20 protein-coding genes, 1 tRNA gene and 1 pseudogene are annotated in these 25,319 nt (G+C 59.5%); 10 read left to right on the top strand and 12 right to left on the bottom strand.

Annotated features, from left to right (window positions below; all coding sequences use genetic code 11):
- The 4 genes and pseudogenes from C468_RS05045 to C468_RS05030 form a co-directional block, all read right to left on the bottom strand.
- Positions 1-220, bottom strand: a pseudogene (locus C468_RS05045) (hypothetical protein); the annotation flags it as partial.
- Entirely contained in the window at positions 217-1,104 is an 888-nt protein-coding gene (locus C468_RS05040; RefSeq protein WP_008847793.1) for a hypothetical protein, read from the bottom strand. The pseudogene C468_RS05045 and the gene C468_RS05040, both read right to left, overlap by 4 nt.
- A gap of 111 nt (positions 1,105-1,215) precedes the next feature.
- Positions 1,216-2,052, bottom strand: a complete 837-nt coding sequence (locus C468_RS05035; RefSeq protein WP_008847792.1) for an RAD55 family ATPase — start codon at positions 2,050-2,052, stop codon at positions 1,216-1,218.
- 60 nt (positions 2,053-2,112) lie between these two features.
- A complete protein-coding gene (locus tag C468_RS05030) occupies positions 2,113-3,126 on the bottom strand; it encodes a beta-ribofuranosylaminobenzene 5'-phosphate synthase family protein (protein ID WP_008847791.1) in 1,014 nt (337 codons plus the stop codon).
- Between the two features lie 258 nt (positions 3,127-3,384).
- On the opposite strand from C468_RS05030, the gene C468_RS05025 reads away from it, so the two are divergent.
- Positions 3,385-4,716: an RNA-guided endonuclease InsQ/TnpB family protein gene (locus C468_RS05025; protein WP_049912063.1), complete on the top strand. Its 1,332-nt coding sequence runs from the start codon at positions 3,385-3,387 to the stop codon at positions 4,714-4,716.
- A 182-nt stretch (positions 4,717-4,898) separates the two neighbouring features.
- Here C468_RS05025 and C468_RS05020 read toward each other — a convergent pair whose 3' ends face one another.
- Complete coding sequence (locus C468_RS05020; RefSeq protein WP_008847789.1) at positions 4,899-6,038, bottom strand: zinc-dependent metalloprotease; 1,140 nt, start codon at positions 6,036-6,038, stop codon at positions 4,899-4,901.
- Positions 6,039-6,157: 119 nt separating this feature from the next.
- Here C468_RS05020 and C468_RS05015 point away from each other — a divergent pair, with 119 nt between their 5' ends.
- The 3 genes from C468_RS05015 to C468_RS05005 all read left to right on the top strand — a co-directional run bounded on the left by C468_RS05015 (position 6,158) and on the right by C468_RS05005 (position 8,765).
- Positions 6,158-7,222 (top strand): M28 family peptidase, encoded by a 1,065-nt coding sequence (locus C468_RS05015; protein ID WP_008847788.1) that lies wholly within the window; start codon positions 6,158-6,160, stop codon positions 7,220-7,222.
- A 121-nt stretch (positions 7,223-7,343) separates the two neighbouring features.
- A tRNA-Glu gene (locus C468_RS05010) sits at positions 7,344-7,418 on the top strand.
- Between the two features lie 219 nt (positions 7,419-7,637).
- Positions 7,638-8,765 carry a tyrosine-type recombinase/integrase gene (locus C468_RS05005; RefSeq protein ID WP_008847787.1) on the top strand — a complete coding sequence of 376 codons (1,128 nt, stop codon included), beginning with the start codon at positions 7,638-7,640 and terminating at the stop codon, positions 8,763-8,765.
- An 11-nt stretch (positions 8,766-8,776) separates the two neighbouring features.
- On the opposite strand, the gene C468_RS05000 is transcribed toward C468_RS05005, so the two are convergent.
- Positions 8,777-10,156: a site-specific integrase gene (locus C468_RS05000; protein WP_008847786.1), complete on the bottom strand. Its 1,380-nt coding sequence runs from the start codon at positions 10,154-10,156 to the stop codon at positions 8,777-8,779.
- Between the two features lie 355 nt (positions 10,157-10,511).
- Between C468_RS05000 and C468_RS04995 the strand changes: the two genes are divergently transcribed.
- From C468_RS04995 to C468_RS04990, 3 genes are read left to right on the top strand one after another with little or no spacing between them, the layout of a single operon-like run.
- Positions 10,512-11,201, top strand: a complete 690-nt coding sequence (locus tag C468_RS04995) for a hypothetical protein (protein ID WP_008847785.1) — start codon at positions 10,512-10,514, stop codon at positions 11,199-11,201.
- On the top strand, positions 11,201-11,482 hold the full coding sequence (locus C468_RS17530) for a hypothetical protein (RefSeq protein ID WP_080510620.1): 282 nt from the start codon (positions 11,201-11,203) through the stop codon (positions 11,480-11,482). The genes C468_RS04995 and C468_RS17530 overlap by 1 nt, the downstream gene beginning before the upstream one ends.
- A complete protein-coding gene (locus C468_RS04990) occupies positions 11,466-13,673 on the top strand; it encodes a type B DNA-directed DNA polymerase (RefSeq protein WP_008847784.1) in 2,208 nt (735 codons plus the stop codon). Before C468_RS17530 ends, C468_RS04990 begins: the two co-directional genes overlap by 17 nt.
- Positions 13,674-13,718: 45 nt before the next feature.
- Here the strand turns inward: C468_RS04990 and C468_RS18020 are convergent, their stop codons facing one another.
- The 4 genes from C468_RS18020 to C468_RS04975 form a co-directional block, all read right to left on the bottom strand.
- Positions 13,719-15,800 carry a hypothetical protein gene (locus C468_RS18020; protein ID WP_152422875.1) on the bottom strand — a complete coding sequence of 694 codons (2,082 nt, stop codon included), beginning with the start codon at positions 15,798-15,800 and terminating at the stop codon, positions 13,719-13,721.
- A gap of 360 nt (positions 15,801-16,160) precedes the next feature.
- Positions 16,161-18,419 (bottom strand): PAS domain-containing protein, encoded by a 2,259-nt coding sequence (locus C468_RS04985; RefSeq protein WP_008847783.1) that lies wholly within the window; start codon positions 18,417-18,419, stop codon positions 16,161-16,163.
- Between the two features lie 95 nt (positions 18,420-18,514).
- A complete protein-coding gene (locus tag C468_RS04980) occupies positions 18,515-18,784 on the bottom strand; it encodes a hypothetical protein (RefSeq protein WP_008444049.1) in 270 nt (89 codons plus the stop codon).
- A 54-nt stretch (positions 18,785-18,838) separates the two neighbouring features.
- Entirely contained in the window at positions 18,839-19,195 is a 357-nt protein-coding gene (locus C468_RS04975) for a hypothetical protein (protein ID WP_008847782.1), read from the bottom strand.
- Between the two features lie 117 nt (positions 19,196-19,312).
- Here C468_RS04975 and C468_RS04970 point away from each other — a divergent pair, with 117 nt between their 5' ends.
- Together C468_RS04970 and C468_RS04965 are read left to right on the top strand one after the other, a co-directional pair.
- Positions 19,313-20,125: a hypothetical protein gene (locus C468_RS04970; RefSeq protein WP_008847781.1), complete on the top strand. Its 813-nt coding sequence runs from the start codon at positions 19,313-19,315 to the stop codon at positions 20,123-20,125.
- Between the two features lie 102 nt (positions 20,126-20,227).
- Positions 20,228-21,502: an IS4 family transposase gene (locus tag C468_RS04965; protein ID WP_008847780.1), complete on the top strand. Its 1,275-nt coding sequence runs from the start codon at positions 20,228-20,230 to the stop codon at positions 21,500-21,502.
- A gap of 111 nt (positions 21,503-21,613) precedes the next feature.
- Here C468_RS04965 and C468_RS04960 read toward each other — a convergent pair whose 3' ends face one another.
- Positions 21,614-22,555 (bottom strand): carbohydrate kinase family protein, encoded by a 942-nt coding sequence (locus tag C468_RS04960; RefSeq protein WP_049912059.1) that lies wholly within the window; start codon positions 22,553-22,555, stop codon positions 21,614-21,616.
- A gap of 602 nt (positions 22,556-23,157) precedes the next feature.
- Positions 23,158-23,628, bottom strand: coding sequence for an FKBP-type peptidyl-prolyl cis-trans isomerase (locus C468_RS04955; protein WP_080510618.1), 471 nt, complete (start codon positions 23,626-23,628; stop codon positions 23,158-23,160).
- A gap of 602 nt (positions 23,629-24,230) precedes the next feature.
- Here C468_RS04955 and C468_RS04945 point away from each other — a divergent pair.
- Positions 24,231-24,866: an SOUL family heme-binding protein gene (locus tag C468_RS04945; protein WP_193788246.1), complete on the top strand. Its 636-nt coding sequence runs from the start codon at positions 24,231-24,233 to the stop codon at positions 24,864-24,866.
- Positions 24,867-25,319: the final 453 nt, after the last annotated feature.

The raw sequence follows: 25,319 nt of genomic DNA, 5'->3' as shown, positions 1-25,319 counted from the left end.
TCGCCGGACCGAGCTCGTCGAAGGGGTCGTCGGCCCCCGTGTCGGCCCCCGCCTCGGCGGGGCCGCGGTCGCCGTTCTCCGTCTTCGCCTCGCCGAAGAGCGGGCCGTCGGAGCCCGACTCGTCCCCGGGCGCGTCCTCGTCCAGCCGGGCGAAGGGGTCGTCGATCTCGTCGGGGTCGCCGCTGTCGTCCTCGAACGCGTCTGGCTCGTCGTCGGTCACGGGCTCCCACCTCCGTCGGCGTCGCGGGTGCTCACGTCCCCGTCGCCCCCGTCGGCACCCGCTCCGCGGTTCGGAGCGCCGGAGGAGGCCCCGCTCACCTCCCCGTCGAGCGCCGGCCGGTCTCCGACGATCAGCCGCGAGGTGCCGAGGAAGCCGGGGTTCGGTTCGACATCCTCGAACCGGCGGCCGCAGTGGGGGCATTCCGGCGCCGTCAACAGCCCGATGTCGACGGTCTCGCCGCAGTTGCTGCAGTCGGCCTTCCGGACCCCTTCGCGGTTCGCGGCCGCGGTGATGGCGTCGAGGCGCTCGCGGTCCTCCCGGTCGCGCTCGGCCGCCTCCAGCCGCCGGCGGACCCTGACGACCGCGCTCGCGACCCGCGAGAGCTTCTCCTCGACCTCGTCCAGGTCGTCGACGCGGTCGGCGACCGCTTCGAGGTCGGCCACTCGTGCGTCGAGGTCGTCGATCGTCTCCTCGACCGCCTCGCCGACGGTCGCCGTCGCGGCCGCCTCCGCCTCCAGCTCGTCGAGTCGAGCGCCGACGGCGTCGAGGTCGGCCGCGAGCGCGTCCAGCCGCTCCGCCGTCTCCTCGTGAGCGTGGTCGGCGGGCGCTTTCGACTCCAGGTCCCGGTAAAGCTCCACGAACCGCTCTCGGAGGTCCTCGACCTTCTCGTCGAGGTCCGCGTCGAGGTCGTCGAGCCGCGACTCGATCGCTGCGACCTCCTCCGCGTCCGGGACGTCGATCCCCTCCGCGTCCGCGAGCGCGACGATGGCGCGCTTCAACAGCTCCTCGCGGTCGAGGCCGACCTCCGCGGCGGCCTCAGCGGCCGCGGCCTCCGCGGCCGTGACGGCGCTGTCGCCGCCGTCGGTCGGATCGAGGTCGCTCATCGCGGATCCCCCGTCATCTACGCTCCGTTTAGGGGGGAGACTTAAGTAATCTGTCGCGTCGTTCTCCGTATCGATACTCAGAGACGCGCACCGGCGCGACGCGAAGGGCCCTCACCGGATCTTGCGCACGTCGCTGATGTCGAAGCCCCCCTCGTGGATCTCGGTCTCGAAGCGGACGATGTTCTCCGACTCCAACCGGGAGAGCACGCCGCGGAACTCGCGGACGAACATGGTTCTGGCCCGCTGGGAGCCGCCGCTCTCCCACGTGAACTGCAGGGTGCCGCCCGCGGCGTCCGTCAGCGCGCCGAACTCGCGGTCGGTGATCGAATCGGTGTTCACCAGCACGAGGATGAGCCCGCCCCAGTCGTAGGCCGCCTTCTTGAGCCCCTTCATCACCATCGCCACGTCGCTCCACTCGGTGTCGTCGTCGACCATCGAGACGAGGTCGGTCACGGAGTCGATACAGACGAGGCTGTCGTCGGCGTGCGCCGACAGGTAGTCGCCGAACGCGGTGAGCACGTCCTCGTACTCGCCGCGGTCCCCCAGCTCCGTGATCGACGCCGTCTCGTCCTCGTACCAGTCGCGGGGGATGGGGCTCAGTTGGAAGTACTCCGGCGAGAGGTCCCGGAAGTCGATCTCGCCGATCGCGGCGTCGACGATCTCGTCGGCCATCGTGTACCCCATCTCGCGGGTGATCGCCCCGGTGTCGGCGGTGAAGGAGATGTAGTGGACCTCCTCCGGGAGCGCCGCGTCGGCGGGGAGGTCGCCGTAGTAGAGATCGAACAGCTCCGCGTCGGCGTGTCCGAGGGCGTTCATCGCCGCGCTGGTGTACAGGAACTCGCGCGCGCCGGCGCCGGACTCGCCCGCGAGCAACACGACGTTCCCCGGCGGCGCCCCGCCCCCGAGGATCGAGTCGAGCCGGGCGACGCCGAACGGAAGACTCGGCATACCCCGTATGGGGAGGGCGCTCCGCTTAGTGTTGTTGCTCGTCCGCGGCTCCCGTCGCGCTCAGTCGCGTCCGTCTCCGCGCCCCGTCACCCGCGCCCCGCCGTCGGCCGCCTCGACCACCGAGACCGACCCGTCGACCCCCGCCTCGTCGAGGGCGCGCTCGCCGGCGGTCGCGGCGGCGCTCGCGTTCGCGGCGTCGGTGACCCCGTACACGGTCGGCCCCCACGACGACTGCCCGGCGCCGAACACCGCCGCGGAATCGGACAGCGACGCCACCATGTCGCCGACCGGCGGGCGGTAGACGCCCCCCTGCTCGTCGGCGTACCACGCGCCGTTGAGCCGGCCGATCTCTGCGACCGCGGCGCCGAAGCGCTCGGCGTTCCCCGTCGCGATCGCGGGGAGCGCGCGCCGGGTGACGATCCCGCCGATCCGGTCGGCGAGCCCGGGCTCCGCGCGCTCGACCGCGGTCCGCATCGCGTCGTCCTCGGCGTCTCCGTTCCGGCCCGGGTCGGCGTCCGGCCGCACCAGCAGGAAGCGCCAGTCGTCGGGCACGTCGTGGCGGGCCGCCACCGGCGGCACGGTCCACTCGCCGTCCGCGGGGCGGTCGGTGGTGAACCGCGCGGTCGGGTGGCCGGCGTCGAGGACGAAGCCGCCCGCCTCGAAGGTCGCGACGCCGACGCCGGAGCGCCCGCCGCGACCGAGCGCCGGGGCGCGCTCGCGGACGCGGGGGGCGCTCCCGTGGGCCGCCGCGACCGCAGCGAGCGTCGCCGCCGCCAGTTGCGTACCGCTCCCGAGCCCGGCGTGGCGCGGGAGCGTTTCGCGGACCGCGACCCGGGCGCCGTCGACGCCGAGGAGGTCGACGGCGACGGCGGCGTACTCGCGGACGTCGTCGCGGACGAGTGAATCGGCGGTCGGCGTCTCGACATCGACGCGCACGCGGTCGGCCGGATCCGCATCGACGACGACCCGCGGCTCCGCGAGCCCGAGCCCGAGGGCGCCGTACAGCCGCTCGTGCGAGAGGCTGAGGTTACAGAAGCCGAAGTGGAGCCGCGCCCCGGCGCTCGCGCGTGCCATGTGGATGTCCGCGGTTCGAGGGCGATGGATAAAGGATGCGTGGCAGTGGCGGGAGTTGCCCCGGAACGCGGCGCACCGAGCATCGCGCTTGGATCGAGGTGGAGGTGTTTATACGAGATCAAGGAGAATACCTGCGCCTTTAGGCGCAGGATGAATCCGACAACACCTGCACAACCCACCGCCGATAGCAGAGCCGGATATTCCACACCAACCGACACTATTAACAAAGCGTATCCATAACCAGTTATGAAGCCAGAAATGAGTCGAATCGTCCGAACCTTCGAGGCCACCATCACGAACCAGCAACAGGTTCGTGACGACCTTGATCAACTCGGATGGGCCGCCTCAAAACTCTGGAACGTCGGTCGCTACTACACGCAAGAACAGTGGGACGAAACGGGCGAGATCCCCGATGACGGGGAGCTCAAAGCCGAACTCAAAAGTCACGAACGCTACACGGACTTGCATTCTCAATCCAGTCAGCGCGTTCTTGAAGAACTCGCTGAAGCGTTCAACGGCTGGTTCGGTAAGCGTCGGAACGGCGACGACCGTGCCAGACCTCCCGGCTACCGCAAGAACGGAGACTCCCACCCGCGTTCAACCGTGTCGTTCAAAGCGGCTGGCTTCAAGCACGACGCACAGTTCACCCGCGTTCGCCTCTCGAAAGGCCGCAACCTCAAAGAACACCGTTCAGACTTCATCCTGTGTGAGTACCAGACCCGCCCGGACGTTGATCTGACCGAGTGGGACATTCAGCAAGTTCGCGCGATCTACAAGCGCGACGAATGGCGGCTTCAATTCGTCTGTCGCACCGTTATCGACCCGGATCCACCGGGCGACGAGGTGGCTGGTGTTGACCTCGGGATTTGCAACTTCGCCGCCATCTCGTTCGGCGGCGAATCGGTGTTGTATCCCGGTGGCGCACTCAAAGAGGACGAATACTACTTCACGAAGAAGAAGGCTAAGTGCGACGATTCCTCGTCTCGTGTGGCCACCCGTCTTAACCGGACGCGGACTGGTCACCGGACACACTTCTTGCACGCACTCTCGAAAACACTCGTGGAGGAGTGCGTCGAACGAGGTGTTGGAACGGTTGTCGTTGGCGACCTCGGTGGCATTCGAGAGGACGACGAGAACGGCGAGTCTCGGAATTGGGGCGACCACGGCAATCTCGACTTGCACGGGTGGGCGTTTGACCGCTTCACGACGCTGCTCGACTACAAGGCGGAAGCCGAAGGCATCGACGTGGAGTTGGTGTCGGAACGCGATACGTCGAAGTTGTGCTCGGCGTGCGGCCACACGGACGATAACCAACGGGTCGAACGTGGGTTGTACGTGTGCGAGGAGTGCGACACGGTTGCGAACGCGGACGTGAATGGTGCGGAGAATATTCGGCAAAAGGTACTCCCGAGTCTCGCCACGGATGGCGTTGACGAGACGCCTCGCGTCTCGTCCGCACACCAGAACGCTTCGCGTTCTGGGGACGGTGATAGGGATAACGGCTGGTTGGCACAGCCAGCGGTTCACCTGTTCGACCGCAGCGAGGGCAGTTTCGCCCCGCGAGAACAGGTCGTGAACCGCGAACCATAATATCCCAACTCAGCGGTGCGGTGCCGTGGGATTCCCGCGTCTTCAGGCGCGGGAGGATGTCAAAACCAACCGCGTGCCGAACGACGGCGAACACAGCCGAAGAGTCGGTCACTGACGGCGGTCAGCGAGGTGCAAAGCGCCGCTAGCAGCCGGACGTGTGCCCGGCGACGCCATCGCTTCGTTCAGGGGTCGACCCGCACCAGCCACGCCGCGGGGTCGTCGAGCTCGGCGCGCGTCGGCAGGTGCTCGGGGCGCTCCCACACCGCGCCGGCCGCCTCGATCCCGCGGTCGTCGACGACGTGCCGGAAGAAGGCGGCGCCCTGTTCGTACTGCCGGCGCTTCAGCCCCAGTCCGAGCAGCCGGCGCGCGAGGCGCTGAATCGGGCCGCCACCGCCGCGGCGCTCGTCGAGCTTCCGCCGGAGGTCGGCGTACTCGCCGTCGAAGGCGCGGTCCATCAGCACCTCCGCGTACCCCTCAACCGCCGTCATCGCCGCCTGCAGCTCCGCGAACGGCTCGGTGTCGAGCGCGTCGACCGGCAGCCCGCCCGCGGTCAGCCCGCCGCGACCGGTCGACCCGCTCCCGCCGGTGAACCCCTCGATCCCGCGCTCGACCCGCGACTCGAGGTACTCGGGGAGCCACGGCGCCGCGCCGAACTCCGCCGCGTGGGTCACCTCGTGGAAGGCGATCCAGCGTCGGAACCGCGGGAAGTCGACGTCGAGCGACGCCGCGACCGCGACGATGTTCGGGTGGACGAAGTAGAGCCCGTGGTCGGCCTCCGGCTCGTCGGCCAACAGGAGCGGGTCGTACTGGCCGAGCACGTTGCGCGCCAAGAATCCGAGCGTGAACGCCATCGACCCGGTGTTGGCGATCCGCGAGAGGTCCCGCGCGAACCCGCGCGTGAGGTCGCCGGCCGGGGCGCCTACGGGCCCGGCGGTGGGCTCGACGACGCCGCCGGCCGCCGCCTCGTCCCGTCCGGTCGCCGCCGCCTCGTCCCGTCCGGTCGCCGCCACTTCGTCCCGTCCGGTCGCCGCCGCCTCGATCGGCGCCATCACGTTCCGGAACGTGTCGACGCTGGCGTCGATCCAGTGGTAGCGGTTCTGCACCTCGATCGCGTCGGGCACGTCGAACTCGATCCCGGCCACCTCGCGGAGCCGAGACCGGGCGTCGCGCACGTCGGTTGCGTACCCTTCTCGCTCCGCGTCGGTGAGCGCGATCGACCCGGGGTCGGTGCTCGCCTTCGCGGCCGCCGCGGCCCGCTCCCAGTCGACGACGCCCGGCCCGCTGGCCTCGGAGACGGTCCGGAGGCTTCGGAGGATGTCCATACGGACCGGACGGGAGCGGGCCTCAAGTCCCTTGTGTCGGTGATGGCGCAAGATCCCACACCACCTCGCCGTCGCCCCGGTATCGGCGGGTTCTTGCCCACCGGCGGCCTGCCTCGCGTATGCGCGACTCTGAGAGAGCGTTTCTCGACGATCTGCTCGCGACCGCCAGCCCCTCCGGCTTCGAGACGCCGAGCCAGCGGGTCTGGACCGATTACGTCCGCGGCTTCGCCGACGAGGTCTCCGTCGGTGCCTACGGCAACGCCGTCGCCGTCCACGAGGGCGACCCCGAGGCGCCCACCATCGCGGTAACGGGCCACGCCGACGAGATCGGCTTCATCGTCCGCGACGTCCTCGACGACGGCTTCCTCCGGATCGCCCGGATCGGCGGCTCCGACCGCACGGTCTCGAAGGGCCAGCACGTCACCGTCCACGCCGACGAGCCCGTGCAGGGCGTGATCGGCCAGACCGCCATCCACCTGCGCGACCCCGAGGAGGACCAGTACGACGAGATCGCCGGCCAGTTCGTCGACATCGGCGCGACCGACGCCGAGGCGGCGCGCGAGCACGTCGAGATCGGCGACCCCGTCACCTTCTCGACCGAGGTGGAGGAGCTCGTCGGCGACCGCATCGCCGCCCGCGGGATCGACAACCGAACCGGCACGTGGGCGGCCGCGGAAGGGCTCCGCCGCGCGACCGAGCGCGACGTCGACGCCACCGTCTACGCCGTCTCCACGGTGCAAGAGGAGGTCGGGCTCAAAGGGGCACAGATGATCGGCGTCGACCTCGACGCGGTGGACGCGTTCGTCGCCGTCGACGTCACTCACGCCACCGACAACCCCGACGTCGACAGCGAACGCCGCGGGCCGGTCGAGCTCGGTGCCGGCCCCGTGATCGGTCGCGGCAGCGCGAACCACCCCGTCCTCGTCGACCTGGCGCGCGACGCCGCCGACGCCGCCGACATCGACGTCCAGCTGCAGGCGGCGGGGACCCGGTCCGGCACCGACGCCGACGCCTTCTACACCGCCCGCGGTGGCGTCCCGTCGCTCAACGTTTCGATTCCGAACCGCTACATGCACACGCCGGTCGAGGTGATCGACACCGCCGACCTCGATGCCGTCGCCGACCTCCTCGCCGCGGTCGCCGAGGGCGCGGGCGACGCCGCGCCGTTCGCCGTCGACGTCTGAGCGACGCGTCACGGCGGTGACAGTGGAGCGGCTAACCACGGTAAACCGGGGCATGGCGGGGTCGAAACGGAACTGTTTTACAATTTCCTGCCATACCGGTAATTGCGTCGAACGGACGTGCGCTCTGGTGGTGTAGTCCGGCCAATCATATTGCCCTCTCACGGCAATGACCTGGGTTCGAATCCCAGCCGGAGCATAGTAACCCGACGCCTTCTCCCGATTTTCGCCGTGAACTAACCAGAGGTAAACCGATGTTCACGGGCAATACGACTCGAAAGGTGTACCGAACCCGCCGCCGTCTGGCGATTTCCCGATCTGACGAGGCATCTACTGTCACCGGGGTAAACCCGCCGCCGTCTGGCGATTGGCAAAATCGAGGGGCAACGACCCGGGGTACCGCCGAGAGGGGCAGGCAATGAAAGACGCCGACGAGGCAACCGACCCCTTCGACGACATCACGCTCGTCCCCAACAATACTGAGGAACTGCTCAACGAACGGCAGTTCCTCGACTACCGAAGCGAACGAGAGCACTGTCTCGACTGGCTGTTGACGTTCGGAAAAGAACCGGAGAGAGCGGAAGGCTACGCGAAGACGACGGTCTCGAACCGGGCGTACCGAATGGACCAGTTCTACCGGTGGGCGTGGGAGCAAGAAGACGGGTACACGACGAACTTGACGCACGACCACGCCGACGGGTACCTGCGATATTTAGCGGGCGAAGACTCGTCGAACGCTCACAAAAACGCGTGCCGGAAGGCCGTCATGATGCTGTACAAATGGCGGCATCACCAGCGCGGAGCCGACAAGTGGGAGCCGGAGCTCACGTTCTCTCGGAAGAACCAGTCGACGACGCCGCGTGATTATCTCACTAGGCGGGAGCGGACCATGGTCCGCGACGCGTCACTCGAGTACGGGAGTATTCCGAGTCGAAGCAACACGTTCGGTGAGGAGCGAGACAAGTGGAATCGATACCTCGCACAGCGCTTCGAGAAGCCCAAAGAAGCGGTTACTCCGGAAGACTGGGAGCGGGCGAACAGTTGGAAGATCCCGAGCATGGTCGGAGCCAGCCTCGACGCCGCGCTTCGCCCGATCGAAGTCGAGCGCGCTCGGGCGACGTGGGTAGATGTCGAGAACGGCGTCCTCCGCATCCCGAGAGAGGAGTCCTCGAAGAACAGCGAGAACTGGGTCGTCGGGCTCAAAGAACAGACTGTCGAGATGATGGATCGATGGCTCGATCAGCGATCGACAATCGAGAAGTACGACGATACCGACGCGTTGTGGCTGACACGGCAGAGCAACCCGTACCAGTCGGCGTCGCTGAGGCGAATCCTTCAGCGACTCTGTGAAATCGCGGACATCTCGACCGAGAACCGGCAGATGAGCTGGTACGCGATCCGGCACTCGACCGGGACCTATATGACGAGAGAAGAGGGGCTAGCGGCCGCGCAGACGCAACTACGCCATCGCAGCCCGGAGACGACGATGAAGTACGACCAAGTTCCTGTCGAAGACCGGAAGAACGCGCTTGACCGGATGGGCTGACCGACGGGCGGTCAGTTCTCTTCGCCGCTATTGAGGATCTGACTAACGACATCAACTTTTGCTTCATGCGTATCTGGGAACTCACCGTCGGCGTGGATGGTTCCGTTGCCCGTCCGAGTGACGATATCAGACGTATCGCTTGTCTCTGTTTGGGAGTCGTTCAGCGCCGCCGTCTGGTCAGTCGCATCGCCTTGCGGTTCGTCTTCGTACGGGTTGTACGACGGGTCTGAAGCTGATTTCGACGCCATTCGGTGCGTTTCGTTGAGTGACGCTTGGAGCTTCTCGATCGGCGTAGTATTGTAGCTCTCTTGCGTCGTTTCGAGCCGATTGTGTCGTAACTGATCGTTCGCTTCCGAGAGCTCACCTTCAGCAGTAACGTTCCGACCCATCGTCTGTCGCAGACTGTACCACACGATCTTCCGGCCGTCTGTCTTGATATCCGCTTCAGTACAGATGCTTCTGAGAAGATTACAGAGACTTCCCGATTGATACGGGTTCCCTTCGCGGTTGAGCCAGAGCTGGTCGGTCCCGTCATATGCATCAAAGTGGCGACGCTCCTGTATCCACTCGCTTAACGCGTCGGCAGCCTCGTCGGAGAGCGCAACGCGTTCCTTGTCTCGCTCCTTGCACGCGTCTTCCGATGGGATGGTGAGTGTTTTCGTCTTTGGGTCATACCACCACACCTTGGCCCGTTCGATTTCAATTGGTGTCAGTCCGGCATCGTATCCGGCAGTCACTAGAGAGTAGGCCTTTGTACTCCGATCGGCAACAATCCAATCGTTCTGTGTCACCTCCTCTTTCATTAAGCTAAGTCGCTGTGCGATCAGCCCGTTTATTTTATCTCGCTCCTCTTCTGACACTTCGAAGTACGACGGAAGTGATCCGTACTCTTCGGCTGCCTCCAAGAGGAGTCCGAGTTCACGGTGAGTGAACCGGTACGCAGACTGGCCATTAGCATCGCTGAAGTTGATCTTCGGATCCCACTCAGCGGTTCGCCCTTTCTCGTAATACCGCCACGAGAAGTATTTTTGGAGCGAGTCACTGAATTTCCGCTTCGTTGACTCTCCGTACTCATTATTATTTGTAGCTCCTCGCTGTTGTGTGATATCACCGTGGTCAATCAGGAGCAACAAGTCGTCAGCGTCATCGGACGCGATCGTCGTCTCGTCGTCCGGATCGCAATATTGTAGCACAAACCTGTGGAGTTGGTCGATCCGATCGAGATAGTTTTTGGCTGTCCTTTCTCCGAGCCCCATCCTTCGTCGCGGGTTCTTTCCTTTCTCGATCATCCACGTGTAGAACTCCTGATACTGTTGTTCGACGGCCTCTGCGTCTGTGAGTTGCTCCCCAAGATTATCCGTCAGCGTAATCTCCGGTTCGGTGTCTGTCATGCTGTGTCCCCCATATCGATCCCCTTCTCAGGAGTCTGATCGTTCTTCGAGATGGATCCGGACGGAGCTGTGAAAATCGTGCCTGAGAGGGCGTCGTTTTTGTCTCTCATGAAATGCGTTATGTGGCATCACTTATAAATGCTAGTGAGCAATCGTCTTCTCAAACTCCATTCAATAAGAGACATAGTTGGAAATCAGGCATAATATATTATTTATTAAAGAATATCTGTGGGCTGTATACCTCACTCGAATAAATATTATTCTAGTGTACTTGTTGATCTATTGTGATTCCACTTCCAGTTTCACTGCGCGTGTATGGCTCACCCCTTTGAATATCACGAGGCAGGTGTAGGGTATGAACACGTCTCGACAACAGCCGCGCGTTGAGCTGCCGGAGCTTGATGCCGGACTGACGTTGGTGGACATCGATTCGGATCTTGGCGTGACACCGGTACAGTCACTGCTGTTCGATTGTGTATTCGCTGGGACGGGAGGTGCGTATTGGGTTGACGCGGCAGGTACTGTACAGACGACGCGGTTGCGTGAACTGGCCCCCGATCGGCGGTATCTCGATCGGATACATGTCGCACGCGGGTTCACCGCATATCAACAGACATCGTTGCTCGACAGGCTCGCTGGTGAGCATGTGACTAACCCCAGCGTCGTGGTTGCGACTGGGATCGATCGATTGTACCGTGACAGCGATGTCTCGACGCCCCACGCACAGGAGTTACTCGTCCGGTCGATCGCCGCGCTCGCACGAGTCGGGCGTGTCCATGATGTCCCGGTTATCGTGACACGATCGCGCGACGACGAGTTCACGGAGCCAGTTGTGAACGCCGCGAAGACGCAGCTTCACTGCCGGGATACGCAGTTCGGACCACGCTTCACCGACGCAGCTGGCGACGTCGACGCTCTCGTGTACCACCTCGCTGACGGGTGGGTACAGACGACGCTCGCCTACTGGCAGGAAGTGCTTGCCCACCGAGCGCAGATGCATGACGCACCAGTAGTGAGTGAGGAGACAGCCCCACAGATCTCCTAATGGGACGAACCAATCCCACGTACCGTGATACGCTGCGAGCGATTGAGGAGCGTTGGGGGCCGTATCGACGGACGCTGCGCCGCCGCGATCAACCCCGGTTCGACCAGTTGTTCGTGTACGCACGCAACCACGCTGACGCGGCAGGGATGTTGAACCACGAGGACCGATTCGCGCCCTTGTTGGTGAGCATCGCAATCGAACAGGAACGCCGAATCGATGAGCTCGAAGCGCGCATCACCGAACTCGAAGGACCCACCAGTCCCGATGGTGCTGACGGTTGATTTCCGCTCCTCGGGTGATGTCGTTCACTGGGCACTCACAGACGACGGCGTCGCTCGGACGGTCCATGAGGGGTACACGCCGACGTTGTTCGTCGGTGACACAGTCCGCAACCTGTACGGGCGGCGTGGTGGCTCGACGCCGACACCGCCAGACCGTGACGGGTTGTCCGACTCATTACTTGAGCTTCGAACAGTCCTGTCCGGGCAAGACGCAGTCGCCGACATACAGTGTGAATCCCACCGGCAAACATTTCGGACTGATCCACGACCGATCCTCCGGATCGACGCCGCCAGTATTGACGCCGTACGACGCATCGCACAGCGCATTCAGCAGTTCAACCACCCGGCCGAGTACACGTGTTATAACGTCGATATCACCCGGCAGTTCCGGTACTGCCTCGAAACAGATACCTCAGCCAACCCAGACCAGTCTGTCCGGTCGCTCCGATCGCTCACTCTCTCGATCCCAGCGCATAAATCCGGCCACGCTTCCCTGACGCATCTCACGATCGACGGTGACGCCGCCGGACCCACACCCGAAGCCGCCGTCAACGCCGTTGACCGCAGTGTCCGTGAGCGCGACCCTGACGTCATCGTCGTGTCTACGGCGGATCTCATCCCACTCCTGTTTGAGGCCGCTGACACGCACGACGTGCCACATTTCGAACTCGGCCGCGCGTCCGGGTACACGAAACTCGCAGGAGAATCCACATACACGAGTTACGGGCAGGTAGGACATTCCCCAGCTCGGTACACGGTTCCTGGCCGAGTCGTAATCGATGAATCGAATACGTTCTTCTACCACGAAGCGGGGCTGGCTGGCTGCCTCGACCTTGTGGACCGCGCCGGGTTGCCGCTTGAAGAACTCGGTTGGGCGTCGATTGGGCGTGTCCTCACTGCGCTACAAATCCGGGCTGCCCGCGATCGTGATGTCCTCGTTCCCTGGCAAGCGTGGCGGCCGGAACTGTTTAAACCGGCCGCAACACTCGATGCCGCCGACCGCGGCGGGACAACATTCGCACCAGCAGTCGGTGTCCACGAGGACGTCCACGAACTCGATTTTGCGTCGCTGTATCCGAATATCATCCGAACACGAAACATCTCCCCCGAAACCGTTCGCTGCGGCTGTTGCGATAGTGACGATGTTCCCGATCTCGGGTACTCGATCTGTGAGACTGATGGGTACCTCCCGACAGTGCTCGGTCCGCTCATCGACGCACGGAGCAGTATCAAAGACCAGATCGAGGAAACGACCGACAACGCTGAACGCGAACGACTTGAATCGGATTCGTCAGCAATTAAATGGATTCTCGTCTCCTGTTTCGGGTACCAAGGCTTTTCGAACGCGAAGTTCGGCCGTATCGAATGCCACGAGGCGATCAACGCGTTCGCTCGGGAGATCCTCCTTGATGCGAAAACGGCGCTCGAAGACGCCGGGTGGCGCGTCCTCCACGGCATTGTGGATTCTATCTGGGTCACTCCTGCCTCGGATCGTGATCAACGCTCGCTTGCTACAGTCGCCGCAGAGGTCTCTGACGAGGTGGGCATCACTCTCGAGCATGAGTCCGAATTCGACTGGGTCGCATTCTGTCCGATGCGGAACAGTGAGAGTGGCGCATTAACTCGATATTTTGGAAAGCGACGGCACGAGGACCGTCCGTCAGCTGGCGAGGTTGGTGACGCGATCAAAACGCGCGGTATCGAAGCCCGACAACGAAGCACCCCGCCGTGGGTCACCACCGTACAGGAAGACGCACTTTGCGTGTTCGATGAGACGCGATCGCCAGATGCCGTGTGTGACGTTCTTCACCGGCACCTCACCGCACTGCGCCGCGGTGACGTAGCGACGGATGATCTCGTCGTTGCGAACCGCGTCTCGAAGCGGGCAGACGCGTACACTCAGGAGACACTCATTGTCGCTGCCCTCCGCCGCGCACAACATCACGGCACTAGCCTCGCACCAGGGCAAACCATCCGCTACGTCGTCGTCAGCGCCGACGGACACGGTATTGATCGCGTTCGGCTTCCGTTCGAAGAGACCCAGTCATACGATGTCGATTGGTACGAAGACGCCGCCATCCGCGCGATCGAGAGTATCGTCTCCTGCGTTGGCTGGGAGAACGAAGACATCAGGCAGTACCTCGCAGACACCACTGAAACGACGCTCGAGAGTTATCTTGGTGGTGAGTAGCTAGTGTCCGTTTTCGCATGAACAGCCAGCCCATGCTGTCGAGAGTTAGTGGTCATCAGTTTCTCCGGAGAAACAGACATCTATGATTGCTCGTAGGAGTTCCTGATAACTGATATCTAGTCGAAGCCTCTGGGGAGAAAGACACCGGTTAATCAGCGTGTGCCAATTATAAAATAGAATGGAGATATGCGTACCGTACAGACGCAGTTTGGAATCTTGACTGTTGATTTTCGGCATAAAATCATTTGCGACTTGGTTAACCGTTTCTTCAATAGCCCACCGTTGGATATACTGAATCCGAATGCCGGTGGCAGAATTCTCCGGCAGAGACCGGTCAGTCAGATATGCGGCGACCGAACCTTCGTTACCGATACCAGGTTCTGATTCCAAATCCTCAATTTCTTGAGTTAGCCATTGCAGTGACTCCTGACCGCCTAGTGAACGTTGAGTCGTGGGAGTATCGGTGATTGTGGTATCGAGCGGGATGTCCATCCTTTCGCCGTCATTTTCATTTCGTATCTCTTTCGTTAGTACGTCGACCGGATTAATCTCGACAGTACTCGCTGCCTTCCCGTTGGTCGGATGTGTTACAATGTTCGGTTTGGGGACTACATTCCACTTTACGCCACGTGCGAATGCAGCGTAGTGCTCTGGGGTCAGTCGCTTTAATCCCTTGACGACCGCCCTATTTGGTGCGCTAATTACCCAGTCATCGCCGGCGAAGCGTCGAAGAGTCTCAATGAGTTCGCCACTAGCAATCTCTGCATCAACGAAGATTGTATCAATGTCAACAGTATCTAATGTGTTCGTAAGAATCTCGCTAAGCGCCGTAGGATACTCAGTCAGCGTTTCGATCCACCGACCTCCAAGGACAAAACGACTCTCTGTATCAATCCCACCAGCGAGAACGAAGGTCCACTGTTCGGTGACATCGTCCTGGCCAGACTTTGCCGGACGGCCAATCGTCGCATCAAGAGAGTCCCCTGTCCAATCAATGCGGAACATATCGACACCGAGGTTGATCGGATCTTCGTCTGACCAAAACCCGAGCGTATTTGCAAGCTGAAGTGTCCGATTGTGGACCGCGTTGAACTGGCTGTTAATTGATGGGAGTGGATCATTTTCAGTTTCTGACTCGAAGTCACTCAGGTTATCGTCGTGTCGCAATCGCTGAGAGATGTAGTTATGTGCCCACCCACCACCCGGGATGTTTTCTCGTGGGTAGTTCCAATCGAAAACATTTTTTACATTTTCTAGCCCGGAATCAGACAGAGCCGATGCGGCGAACGCACCGATAAACGCCTTCATATCGTGTTTCGTCTCATTGCCTTCTCTGCCGAAGGTAAGTGGAGTGGTCGTTCTATCCAATAATACCTTCACAAACCTCCGGAGTTCTTCTTTTTCAGTCTCACGAGAGACTGATCGCTCGTCAAGCGGTGGTTTAACGGCAGTGAAACCGTATTTTTCTTGTACTGCGTCTGGGAGACTGATTCCTGCCCGATAAACAGCAAACACTGCCCTCGTGACAGCATGCTTAAAGGCAGTTATCGTGATCTCGTCTTCATTTTCGTCTCTAAGTTTCCGTAATTCACGTTGGAGTGTATCGTAGTTGGGGACGTCGCTTGGAATGTCGTACCCAAGTGCTGAATGCGTGGCAACCGGGACGGTATTCGACCCCTTCAAATACTCTATCTGTGCTTTTCCTGTTTGTTCGCGTGCCAAGCGTAGAAAGAGGGTTTTCAACCGATTTTCGGGAATGTTTGGCTCCGCAGGATCAATCCCCTCACATGCGAGTTTTTCCTCAAAAAGATCTAGGATAGCTCGGTCGTACAGCAAACCACCATCATTTGTATACGGTGACCTCTTTTCCCAGTAATCTTGGTTCGCAGCGTGGAACTGCGCAGTGAGATGTTTTCGGTGATGTAACCTCTCAACGCCTTCAACGGGAGAGGTAACCTGAATATCGAACGCTCGTTGTTCAACCGGCCCATACTCCCGTGTGTTTGACTCATATCCATCCTTCTTCGGAAATGGTGCATACCACGTCGGTGTCCGGTAATTACCTTCGTTTGGTGCTGAGTCAGGTGACTGCTGGTCTGTATGATGAGCTGGGTCTCCTTCGTACATTATCCTACTTCTGACTCACCCGTAGTGTAAAGTAAGTAATTGGGCGAGGTTTTATACCAAAGATCGGCACTCAGTGTTACATCGATTGAAACCGCTCGGAGAACTCCATTCCGATATACAAATAAACTCAGTTTTGGGCTCTACAAATGACTCCCCTCAGATCGGAGGTCCATCTGTTGGTTCACTGTATTTTCGGCTGCGTACTAAGAAATTGAGAATTACTAACAAAATTCTGTTAATTTGACAGCGAGCAAAATCAACCGACATACCTGTTCTCTAATCTTCTTAATCAGCAGAATGTAAACAAAACTATATTATTCAAATAAGTGATGATTTGAGACTTACTAGGATGAAGAAGAATTAGCGATTGGGTGCTTCAGTCGAATCCGTTGATCGGAATTCAAATCGCGCACCGCCTTCCGAACTGTCAGTGAGGGTGATATCCCAGTTGTGCGCTTGAGCGATACGTGAGACAATCGTGAGCCCGACCCCGCTTCCGCTGTATCCGGTTGTGTAGCCGTGCTCAAACACGGAATCACGTTCGCCAGGTGGAATTCCCTCACCGGTATCTTCGACATAGAAGCCGTGTTCGAGTGGACCGACGCGAACGGTGACGTCTGCACCACCGTGTCCGACCGCATTCCGGAACAAATTCTCGAAGAGTGCCATGAACTGGCTGGGGTCGCCAGTGACTGTACACGGCTCCGTCGACAGCGTTGCTGACCGCGTCTCGATCAACTCCCACGCATCGCGGGCTATCTCATGTACCGACACCGGTTCGTGTGTTTCCGCAGGGGAGTCATGACGTGCGAGTGTAGTGAGGTCGGTTACGAGGTCTTGGATTCGAGTGAGAGATGTTTCGACCGTGTCAAGGTGTGATTTATCCTCGGAATCTCGGTATAACTCGAGATTTCCGATCGCAACAGACAACGGGTTCCGGAGGTCGTGTGAGACCATACTAGCGAACTGTTCGAGTCGCTCGTTTTGCGCTTCTAATTCAGATTCTCGCTCACGTAACGTCTGTTCGGTGGTGACCTGAGAGAGCGCAGTGGTAATGTGACTAGCCAGTATCTCTCCGACCGTCACATCTTGGGTATCGAAATTTGAGGGGGTCGGTGATCCGGCCATCAAAATACCGTACTCACCTAGTGGGAGATGTAACTCGCTGCGGATCGGTGACTCTGGGTTATAGATATCTGCATCACTCTGTACATCATCGATCGCTGTCGCAGTTCCCTCTTCGAAGACCCGCCAAGCGATACTCTCCCCCTCACGGAACGTTGGCGGCTCACCGATGAGTTCTAGAACTCCATCAGTGTACGCAACCGGTGCCAATGTTTCGCTTTCCGCGTCGTACAAATGAATTGCGTTTGCTTGGAGGTCTAAAATCTCGCGTGCGGCAATAACGCTACGTTCGGCGACTTCTTCAACGGTCTCTGCTGACAAGAGCCGCGGAATGGCCCGATTGAGCCCTTCGAGTTGTTGTTCTCGTTTTTTGCGTTCAGTAATCTCCGTCGACACGCCGAACACACCCTCGACTTCGCCAGCAGTATCCAACGCCGGGACTTTCAATGAGAGATACGTCCGGTCGTCACCGTCCACCGTGATCTGCTCTTCAACTTCAAGCGGTTCGCCTGTCTCAAGTACACGGCGGTCGTTCGCTTGGACAGTCTGTGCTACTTCGGGTGGGTGGATGTCGTCATCATGTTGACCGACGAGGTCCTCCGTATCGACGTCGAACAAGCGCTCATATTCAGCATTCACAAACACGTACCGCCCCTCTGTATCTTTCAGATACATCACCGCGGTCGTATTTTCGAGGATGAGGTTGAGACGACGGTCTGCCTCTTGTAGATCCGAGAGTACGTGTCGCCGATCAAGGTACGCTGTGACGAGCTGTAGAATGGTGGTACTCAATTCTTTTTCTTCCGGGAGAAACACATCGCTGTCCGCCTCAGTCACAGCGTTAGTCGTGTAACCGATTGTGAGCGCAATTTCGTTGCCGGCGGCGGTCACATCGTGGACTGTGAACTGTTCGACTGGTGGTTCGTACTCCGGAGAGGTGAACTCAGTTTCATCGATGGTGAGCGACGCTACGGCTTCCTCAGAGAACTGTAGCGACTGTGGAAGATGTGTGACGACTTGTTGTAGTTGGCCTCCCGACTGACCGTCACTATCGACAAGGACATCGCTGATTGTTTGAATGGCAGTGAGTTCCTTCACGCGTTCTCGCAGGTCACGTTTTGCTTGGTACTCAGCAACTGCGTGGCGGATGCGTGTGGCGAGTCGATCGTACTGTTCTGTGCCTCGTTTCTGTAGATAATCAGTTACACCGGCAGAGATGGCTTCGCTGGCGATTTCTTCTGAGCCCTTCCCAGTAAAGAGAATAAACGGTAGGTCCGAGTGGGTTTCACGAACCGTGTGGAGGAATTCAAGCCCATTCTGCTCCGGCATTTCATAATCACTCACCACAAACACAATCGGCTCAGTTTCGATGATTTCGCGCGCGTCGGCAACACGAGTCGCAGTATGAACCGTCGCTGTAGGGAGCTTCCGTTGTAAATACGTGGCTGTGAGATCTAAGAAGTCTGCCTCGTCATCGACGCAGAGAAGATGCATGGGCGAGTGTCTGTCACCTTGCTAAATATTCTTTCTGTGAACAGGTCCTCTAATGGATTCGAATGCCCACTGTCGCTGGCGAGTAGCTCGGGCAGTCACTCACCTGGTTTTGTCCCAGTCCGCAGGTTCTCCCGATACTCACCCCATGCTTGGTACATCTCTGTCCGTTCCGCTTCCGTCATCGTCTCGTGTTCGGCTTCGTCGTAGAACGGGAGTTCCTCCTTTTCAGGTACCGACATCACCTGCTTGAGTGGATAGATCTCTTTGTAGTAGTTCTCTAACACCCATTCCTCACCGTGCTCATCGACTGCTTTCTGAATGTACGGGGCGGCCTCCGGATACTCCTCGGCGAGTGTGTCAGTCATAGTCGTTATGTTGTGGGTGGATTGGGTCGCCCCGATACGCGGACAGATCGACGTTCAGGCGTCGGTGAACTCGGCCAGTGAGTGGTTCGAACTGTTACTGTTCCACTTGCCGATTTGGATGAGTTCGAATGTCTCAAGTGGAGCGTCGATCGTGTCGTCGATCCGAGTCTGAACCGCAGAGGACAGGCTCTCGATGGGAATCGCCGTGAGCGCGTGCTGGGTAAGGTGGTAACTTGATGCCAGGTTCGTCGGTGCGACAAGAATCACGCGTTCTCCATCGACATCGTCGAGCGCGAGTTGGGCATCCCGATACTGGTGGACAGTCGTATCCAATTCCTCTACGGGAAAGAGGTAGTCAGCAGCACCGACTTCGATACTCGCCCCTGCTGACTTGAAATGCCCTTTGAGCATAACTACTTACAAATATATGTTCTGTGAACATTAACGTTGTGGTGAATGATGTGGTGATCTGTCCCACTACGGGCCATGCTCCCCAGTTTGAATAGCCCGCCCGCTACAGCAGAACCTGTGTCCCGAGATCTCTACGACTGTACAGCAGCTGAACTCGCAACAGGCTCTGTCGAACATCTCTCATACGACACTCCACCAAGTACTGCTGCCGAGTGGCTCGAAACGAACGGGTACGACGCCGCTCCGATCGAACGACAGGGCGACGCGGTCGGGTTCATCCACGAAGACGACGTCACTGCTGACGATGACGGCGATACACTCGAGGAGCATCTCACCCCGCTCACAATTGACTACATGATGAGCGGAGACACCGCGTTTGAGGACGTCCTTGCTGCGCTTATTGAGGAACCGGTTTACTTTCTCGGCGGCCACAGCCACATTACTGGGATCCTCACGCGTGCCGACCTCAACACGGCCCCAGTACGCATCTACCTGTTCGACCGCATCACCTATCTCGAAGAGCACCTCCGCGAACTCATTCTTGAGGACGCACCCAATTGGAAACAGACGCCAGTCACTGTTGATGAGCTCGACGACATCGAGGACCGATACGCAGACGCACAAGGTGCTAACGTTGAGTTGGAGGAGATCCACTACGCACAGTTCTCTACGCTAAACACCATCATCTCGAACGTCGAAGCCTGTTGGCAAGCCTGTGGGTTCTCAACGACAGCGCAAGCCGACTCTCAACTTCACGAGATCACAGACCTCCGAAACGACGTCGCTCACGCCAATCTCCTCGTTGAAAATACCGATAGCGATGGGTTCCTCAATAGCGGTCGTACGACTGAGAACATGTCTACCACGCTTGCAAATATCAACCAGGTTCTCACCAATCTCGAAGAAGTCGGGCACGGCATCCGTCTTTAGCTAAGCGAAGAACCGCGTGACAGCAGCGGCTTATCGAGGCTACTTTTCGGAAGGAATGAGGAGGTGTCGAGTGTGTACAACGAGACCTCCTCATCGAGAATCTTGCGTCGTCTCACTACACTGTTTCCCTCTGAGTTCCTTGAAGAGCACGCCGAGGAACTCGGCGTGGTCGAACGGGAGGGGAAGCTTCAGATTCCCGTCCTCGTGTGGGCGCTTGTGTTCGGCTTCGCCGCAGGCGAGAGCCGAACACTCGCTGGATTTAGACGCAGCTACAACTCTACAGCCGATGAGACGATCTCTCCCGGTGGCTTCTATCACCGGTTGACACCGTCACTTGCAGAGTATCTCCGCGACCTCGTCGAGCGTGGTCTCGACGAGGTCGCTGTTCCCGACGCTGTTGACGCTGATATCGACCGATTCAGGGACGTGATGATCGCTGATGGAACGGTGTTACGGTTGCACGAGTTCCTTTCCGACGAGTTCCAAGCTCGCCACGAGGAGCAGGCTGGAGCGAAGCTCCACCTGCTCCACAATGCCACCGACCAGACGATTGAACAGATTGACGTGACCGATGAAAAAGCGCACGACAGCACGCTGTTCAAGACGGGAGCGTGGCTGTATGGACGGCTGGTTTTGTTCGACCTAGCGTACTTCAAGTACCGCCGCTTTGCGCTGATCGACGAGAACGACGGCTACTTCGTGAGCCGGTTGAAGCAGAACGCGAATCCGGTGATAACAGAGGAACTACGGGAATGGCGCGGCCGCGCCATTCCCTTGGAAGGCGAGCAGATCCAAGATGTGGTCGCTGACCTCTCACGGCAGTACATCGACGTGAAGGTCGAAGCGGAGTTCAAGCGGGGTCAGTACGAGGGAACACGGTCGCTAGACACGAAGCAATTCCGCGTCGTCGGCGTCCGCGATGAGGACGACGACGACTACCATCTGTATATCACAAATCTACCGAGAGAAGAGTTTCTCCCAGCAGATATAGGGACGCTGTATCGGTGCCGATGGGAGGTAGAAACGCTGTTTCGTGAGTTGAAGACGCAATACGAACTAGATGAGTTCGACACGAGTAACCCTGTTGTGGTGGAGATTCTGCTGTATGCGGCGTTGCTGTCGCTGCTAGTGAGCCGTGAGTTGTTGGATCTGGTCACCGAGCAGGCTGACGACGAGATTGTGTTTCCACCGGAACGCTGGGCGGCGACCTTCCGGTCGCACGCCCAGCTTGTTCTCCACGAACTCGGTGAGTACCTCGGCTACTCACCACCACCGTTGCTGGAGCGGCTCATCGAGGAGGCTCAGAAGATCCATCAACAACGACCGATCTTACAAGAGACGCTCGCTACCGCTACACAACCGAGGTGTGAGTCTTAGCTAAAGACGAATGGTCGGGCACGGTCCGGGGACAGCGGAGGATCGGTTCGAGCGCTCAGAGCAGACGAATCAACCTTTCTGAAGAACGACTGTGTCTATCCGACTCTCCACTTAACACAAATGATCTGCCGGACCAGAGTCATCAGCATCAAACGGGCCGATTGTTGCCACTGCGGCCGCACCAGCCGTATTCCCGATCGTCACTAACTCTTCGATATCCGAGATGCCGTCGTCCCGTGCGGCGAGGACTGCACCAGCAAACGCGTCACCAGCTCCGGCTGTGGTAGCGACCGTGGTCGGTGGCGGAGTCGCGGTCACCTGCTCAGCGATCTCGCCGCTATCCACTGTCAATGCGGTCGTCGCTGCCGACCCGTCTGTGATGAACACTATCGCCGAGTGGGTCGGCGGAAGCAGTTCGAGTACCCCCGCTGGTGTGCGATCGATACCTGCCACCTCGAGGTCGTCCGTCCCGGCGAATATCAGGTCACTGTGTTGTAACACGTCTCGGAGGGCCTGTCGGTAGGCGTCAGGAGTGGCCCACTGGTTTGTGCGTCCGTTCAGATCGAACGAGACGTTGGTGCCGTTTTCTGTGGCTGCCTCGGCGAGCTGTCGAACCGCAGTCTGGTTCACCTCAACCGGCAACGTGACGCCTTCCAAATGGACCCACTCGTATGGGGCCACAAGTGACGCCGGATCGGTGGGGGGAGTGAAGCCGTAGCAACTCCCGGACACCCAAGCGTGCCACTGTTCGTCGTCTCCCGTTGGGACGTACAGCGTGAGCGGTGATGTCGCATCAACCCGCGTCACGTGTGTCGTGTCCACTGAGCTATCCGTGAAGTGCTGGGCAGCCAGCTCTCCCATGGCGTCGGTCCCGATATTCGTCACGAGGCTAGTCTCACTGCCCAGCGAGGCCGCCCATCGTGCGACGTTCGTCGCTGTCCCGCCGATGTGCCACTCAAACTGGCTTCCGGGTGTGATCGATGTCCCGTCCACCGGATAGAGGTCGATCGTCGTATCGCCGACCACCACTACACCTTGGTGATCATCGCTCATCGTTCTTCCGGCAATAGGGCTTTGACATCCTCAGCAAACCCGTCACCGACTATCAGTATGTGGTTCGTCATGGATCAGTGGAGGCCGCGTCAAGTGAGGACGTGAGATGCTGTCGTACCTGTAGGCCTGTACGGAACCGAGAGAAGATGTCGGACTGGTGGGTTGAGCATGCGAGTACCGCCAGCCCACCGTACCCAACTGGGATGACCGGTTGTTGCGGCTTGTGCGGTGCGTGACGACAACTCGGACAATTAACCCCGCCGGCCGGGCGGTGATTGAGAAGTTGGGCGCGACCCTCGGTCGCCAGCCCACAGAGAGAACAGAATTCTTTAAGATGGTTATCACATCCAACGAGAGGAATCGTTAATTGGTCGAGCAGGAGGAACGAGACACTTTCTCTCCCTGGTGATTGAAGGGCAGATTCGCAAGCAGCACACTGAATAAATTGATTCCTGTGGGGGGAATCCGGCACTGATTGGAGAGGGTCTCCGTTGTCCATACTCAAGCTATACGTTCAATTGGGGGCCACACCGGTAATTTACGGGGAATTGAGTCCCGTTCCTGCCGAAACCACCGATCGCTGACACCGGCACCGTTCGATCTCAGTTAACGTCGATGATTTCGACGTCGAAGGTCAGCGTTTCGCCGGCGAGACGGGGGTTGAAATCCACTCGGACGGTCTCCTCGTCGACGTGAACGACCTCACCCTGGCTCCCGTTCTGGGCCTCAAGATACGAGCCCTCTTCAGGCGTCTGCCCGCCGAGCATCTCTCGGAGTTCTTCGGTTTCGAACTCCTGAATATTCTCGTCAGTGGGCTCACCGTACGCCTTCTCCGGCGGGATCGTCAGCGTTTCTGTCTCCCCAGCCTCGAGGCCGATTAGTCCCTCTTCCATCCCTTCGATGACCTTCTCGGCACCGATTTCGACCGTCAACGGCGTGTACTCTCGCTCGGGCTGGGCCTCGGCAAGGCCCGTCTCCTCGGCGACAGATTTCTGGGAGGTGTCGAACACTGTTTCGTCGTCGAGTCGGCCCGTGTACTCAAGCGTCACAGAATCGCCAGTAGCAATCGTCATACGAGGATAAGAAGTCCCACACGGAAAGCCTACGTCATTGAGTGATGACTGTCTGGCGCGTTCTGAACGGGATCTACCTTCCTACCGAACACGTCATCAGCGATGTGGTGAAGTCGCACGACTCAAACTCTCAAATTCTCGACCTGATGCACAAGCAATACACGTCACAATAGTCTACTCAGCGGTATCGTATGACAGCACTTCGGAAGCATCTATCGAGTCTCACGGATCCCGACGCTGATGCGGCTGCGTAGACGCGTGATACCCTTCTTTCCGAGGTCGATATTCCGACGGGATGGGACGTCGGTGAGACAGACGTCGAAATAGCACAAGACGGGACGCAAGACTGGTTCTTGGTGGCGTTCGAACATCAGCCGGAGCCGGACAAGAGAGCATCCGTCTTTCTCGTCGAAGGGTCTCATATGCTCCAACTCTACATCGAATCCGCAGATACTGATGAGTGGACTGACCCCACACAGAATCCCGAAGAGATCACAGCAATCCTCCGTCATCACTCATAGAGCTGTATATTTGTCGGACAGCGAAAGAGCTCAACGCTTGTCGGGCAGTTCGTTAATCACGATAGACGACAATAGTGCTGTATGAGATCAATTACGAAAACGATACTTGTTGGTGGTGGTGTGGTACTTGCCGGCTGGGTTGGGTGGGGACTCTACTCGACTAAGAAGGCAGAGTCAGTCCCGTACGAGCAGCTACGAACCATTAACGGCGCTGATATTCGGCGCTATCCGCAGACGGTTCTTGTTGAAACGGCGGCACCGACGCAGCGGGTCGCGTTTCAGCGCCTCTTCGAGTACATCTCGGGAGCCAACCACGGTGATGAGTCGATCTCGATGACGGCCCCTGTCGAAACCCAATCTGGGGACTCAATTACGATGACGGCTCCTGTTCGATCAGAGGCGACCGGGACCGACGCTGAGACGATCCGGATGGCGTTCTATCTGCCATCCGAGTACACGCCTGAAACGGCACCGGAACCGACGGACCCAGATGTTACACTCGTCACCGAACCACAGAAGACAGTCGCTGTGGATCAATTTTCGTGGTATGCCCCGGAGTGGCGGGTCGAACGACGGATGGAGAAGCTGCTTGCTACGCTTGAACATGAAGATATCGAACCGGACGGCGATCCCTATCTTCTCCGGTATAACGACCCGTGGACACCACCGTTCATGCGACGAAATGAAGTTGCGGTAGCGGTCGTCGAGGGGGAGTGACGGTGGGTGACGCGAAAATCCTACTCTGAACCGAACATCGAGGCGTACGATAATACAGCGCGCACGGGTATGACTCTCGTAGCTCTGTTGACTCGATGGAAACGCTGCTACCCTAGCAGAGCGTGAAACAAGATATGGGGCGCAAGAGACCGACGGATTTCACGTGCCATNGAGAGCGTGAAACAAGATATGGGGCGCAAGAGACCGACCTGGATTTCGTGCCACAGAGCACGTTTTGTTGACTGGTCCGTGTGCGAAAGAAGCCGAGTCATGGGCGCTACAGCCCGGATGCCGCGCCGCGCGGCATCCGGGAAAGCCCGAATAGGTGAATCTCTGCTTCACGCACTGGCGTCCCGGGTGAACCAACCATGTACCTCGGAATCGACGTCCACAAACGGTACGCACAGGTGGCAGTGATGGATGAGGCTGGGAAGATCGTCGAAGAGGTTCGCG

Source organism: Halorubrum kocurii JCM 14978 (genome assembly GCF_000337355.1).
Classification (GTDB): domain Archaea; phylum Halobacteriota; class Halobacteria; order Halobacteriales; family Haloferacaceae; genus Halorubrum; species Halorubrum kocurii.
This window is presented reverse-complemented; position numbering and strand designations above follow the sequence as displayed.

Excerpts from the sequence above, each read along its gene's own strand:
- C468_RS04985 (WP_008847783.1), bottom strand. The coding sequence starts at position 18,419 with ATGCATCTTCTCTGCGTCGATGACGAGGCAGACTTCTTAGATCTCACA.
- C468_RS17530 (WP_080510620.1), top strand. The coding sequence starts at position 11,201 with ATGGGACGAACCAATCCCACGTACCGTGATACGCTGCGAGCGATTGAG.
- C468_RS18020 (WP_152422875.1), bottom strand. The coding sequence starts at position 15,800 with ATGTACGAAGGAGACCCAGCTCATCATACAGACCAGCAGTCACCTGAC.
- C468_RS05035 (WP_008847792.1), bottom strand. The coding sequence starts at position 2,052 with ATGCCGAGTCTTCCGTTCGGCGTCGCCCGGCTCGACTCGATCCTCGGG.
- C468_RS05040 (WP_008847793.1), bottom strand. The coding sequence starts at position 1,104 with ATGAGCGACCTCGATCCGACCGACGGCGGCGACAGCGCCGTCACGGCC.
- C468_RS04995 (WP_008847785.1), top strand. The coding sequence starts at position 10,512 with ATGAACACGTCTCGACAACAGCCGCGCGTTGAGCTGCCGGAGCTTGAT.
- C468_RS05030 (WP_008847791.1), bottom strand. The coding sequence starts at position 3,126 with ATGGCACGCGCGAGCGCCGGGGCGCGGCTCCACTTCGGCTTCTGTAAC.
- C468_RS04990 (WP_008847784.1), top strand. The coding sequence starts at position 11,466 with ATGGTGCTGACGGTTGATTTCCGCTCCTCGGGTGATGTCGTTCACTGG.
- C468_RS05000 (WP_008847786.1), bottom strand. The coding sequence starts at position 10,156 with ATGACAGACACCGAACCGGAGATTACGCTGACGGATAATCTTGGGGAG.
- C468_RS05015 (WP_008847788.1), top strand. The coding sequence starts at position 6,158 with ATGCGCGACTCTGAGAGAGCGTTTCTCGACGATCTGCTCGCGACCGCC.
- C468_RS04960 (WP_049912059.1), bottom strand. The coding sequence starts at position 22,555 with ATGAGCGATGATCACCAAGGTGTAGTGGTGGTCGGCGATACGACGATC.
- C468_RS04955 (WP_080510618.1), bottom strand. The coding sequence starts at position 23,628 with ATGACGATTGCTACTGGCGATTCTGTGACGCTTGAGTACACGGGCCGA.
- C468_RS04945 (WP_193788246.1), top strand. The coding sequence starts at position 24,231 with ATGAGATCAATTACGAAAACGATACTTGTTGGTGGTGGTGTGGTACTT.
- C468_RS04975 (WP_008847782.1), bottom strand. The coding sequence starts at position 19,195 with ATGCTCAAAGGGCATTTCAAGTCAGCAGGGGCGAGTATCGAAGTCGGT.
- C468_RS05020 (WP_008847789.1), bottom strand. The coding sequence starts at position 6,038 with ATGGACATCCTCCGAAGCCTCCGGACCGTCTCCGAGGCCAGCGGGCCG.
- C468_RS05025 (WP_049912063.1), top strand. The coding sequence starts at position 3,385 with ATGAGTCGAATCGTCCGAACCTTCGAGGCCACCATCACGAACCAGCAA.
- C468_RS04980 (WP_008444049.1), bottom strand. The coding sequence starts at position 18,784 with ATGACTGACACACTCGCCGAGGAGTATCCGGAGGCCGCCCCGTACATT.
- C468_RS05005 (WP_008847787.1), top strand. The coding sequence starts at position 7,638 with ATGAAAGACGCCGACGAGGCAACCGACCCCTTCGACGACATCACGCTC.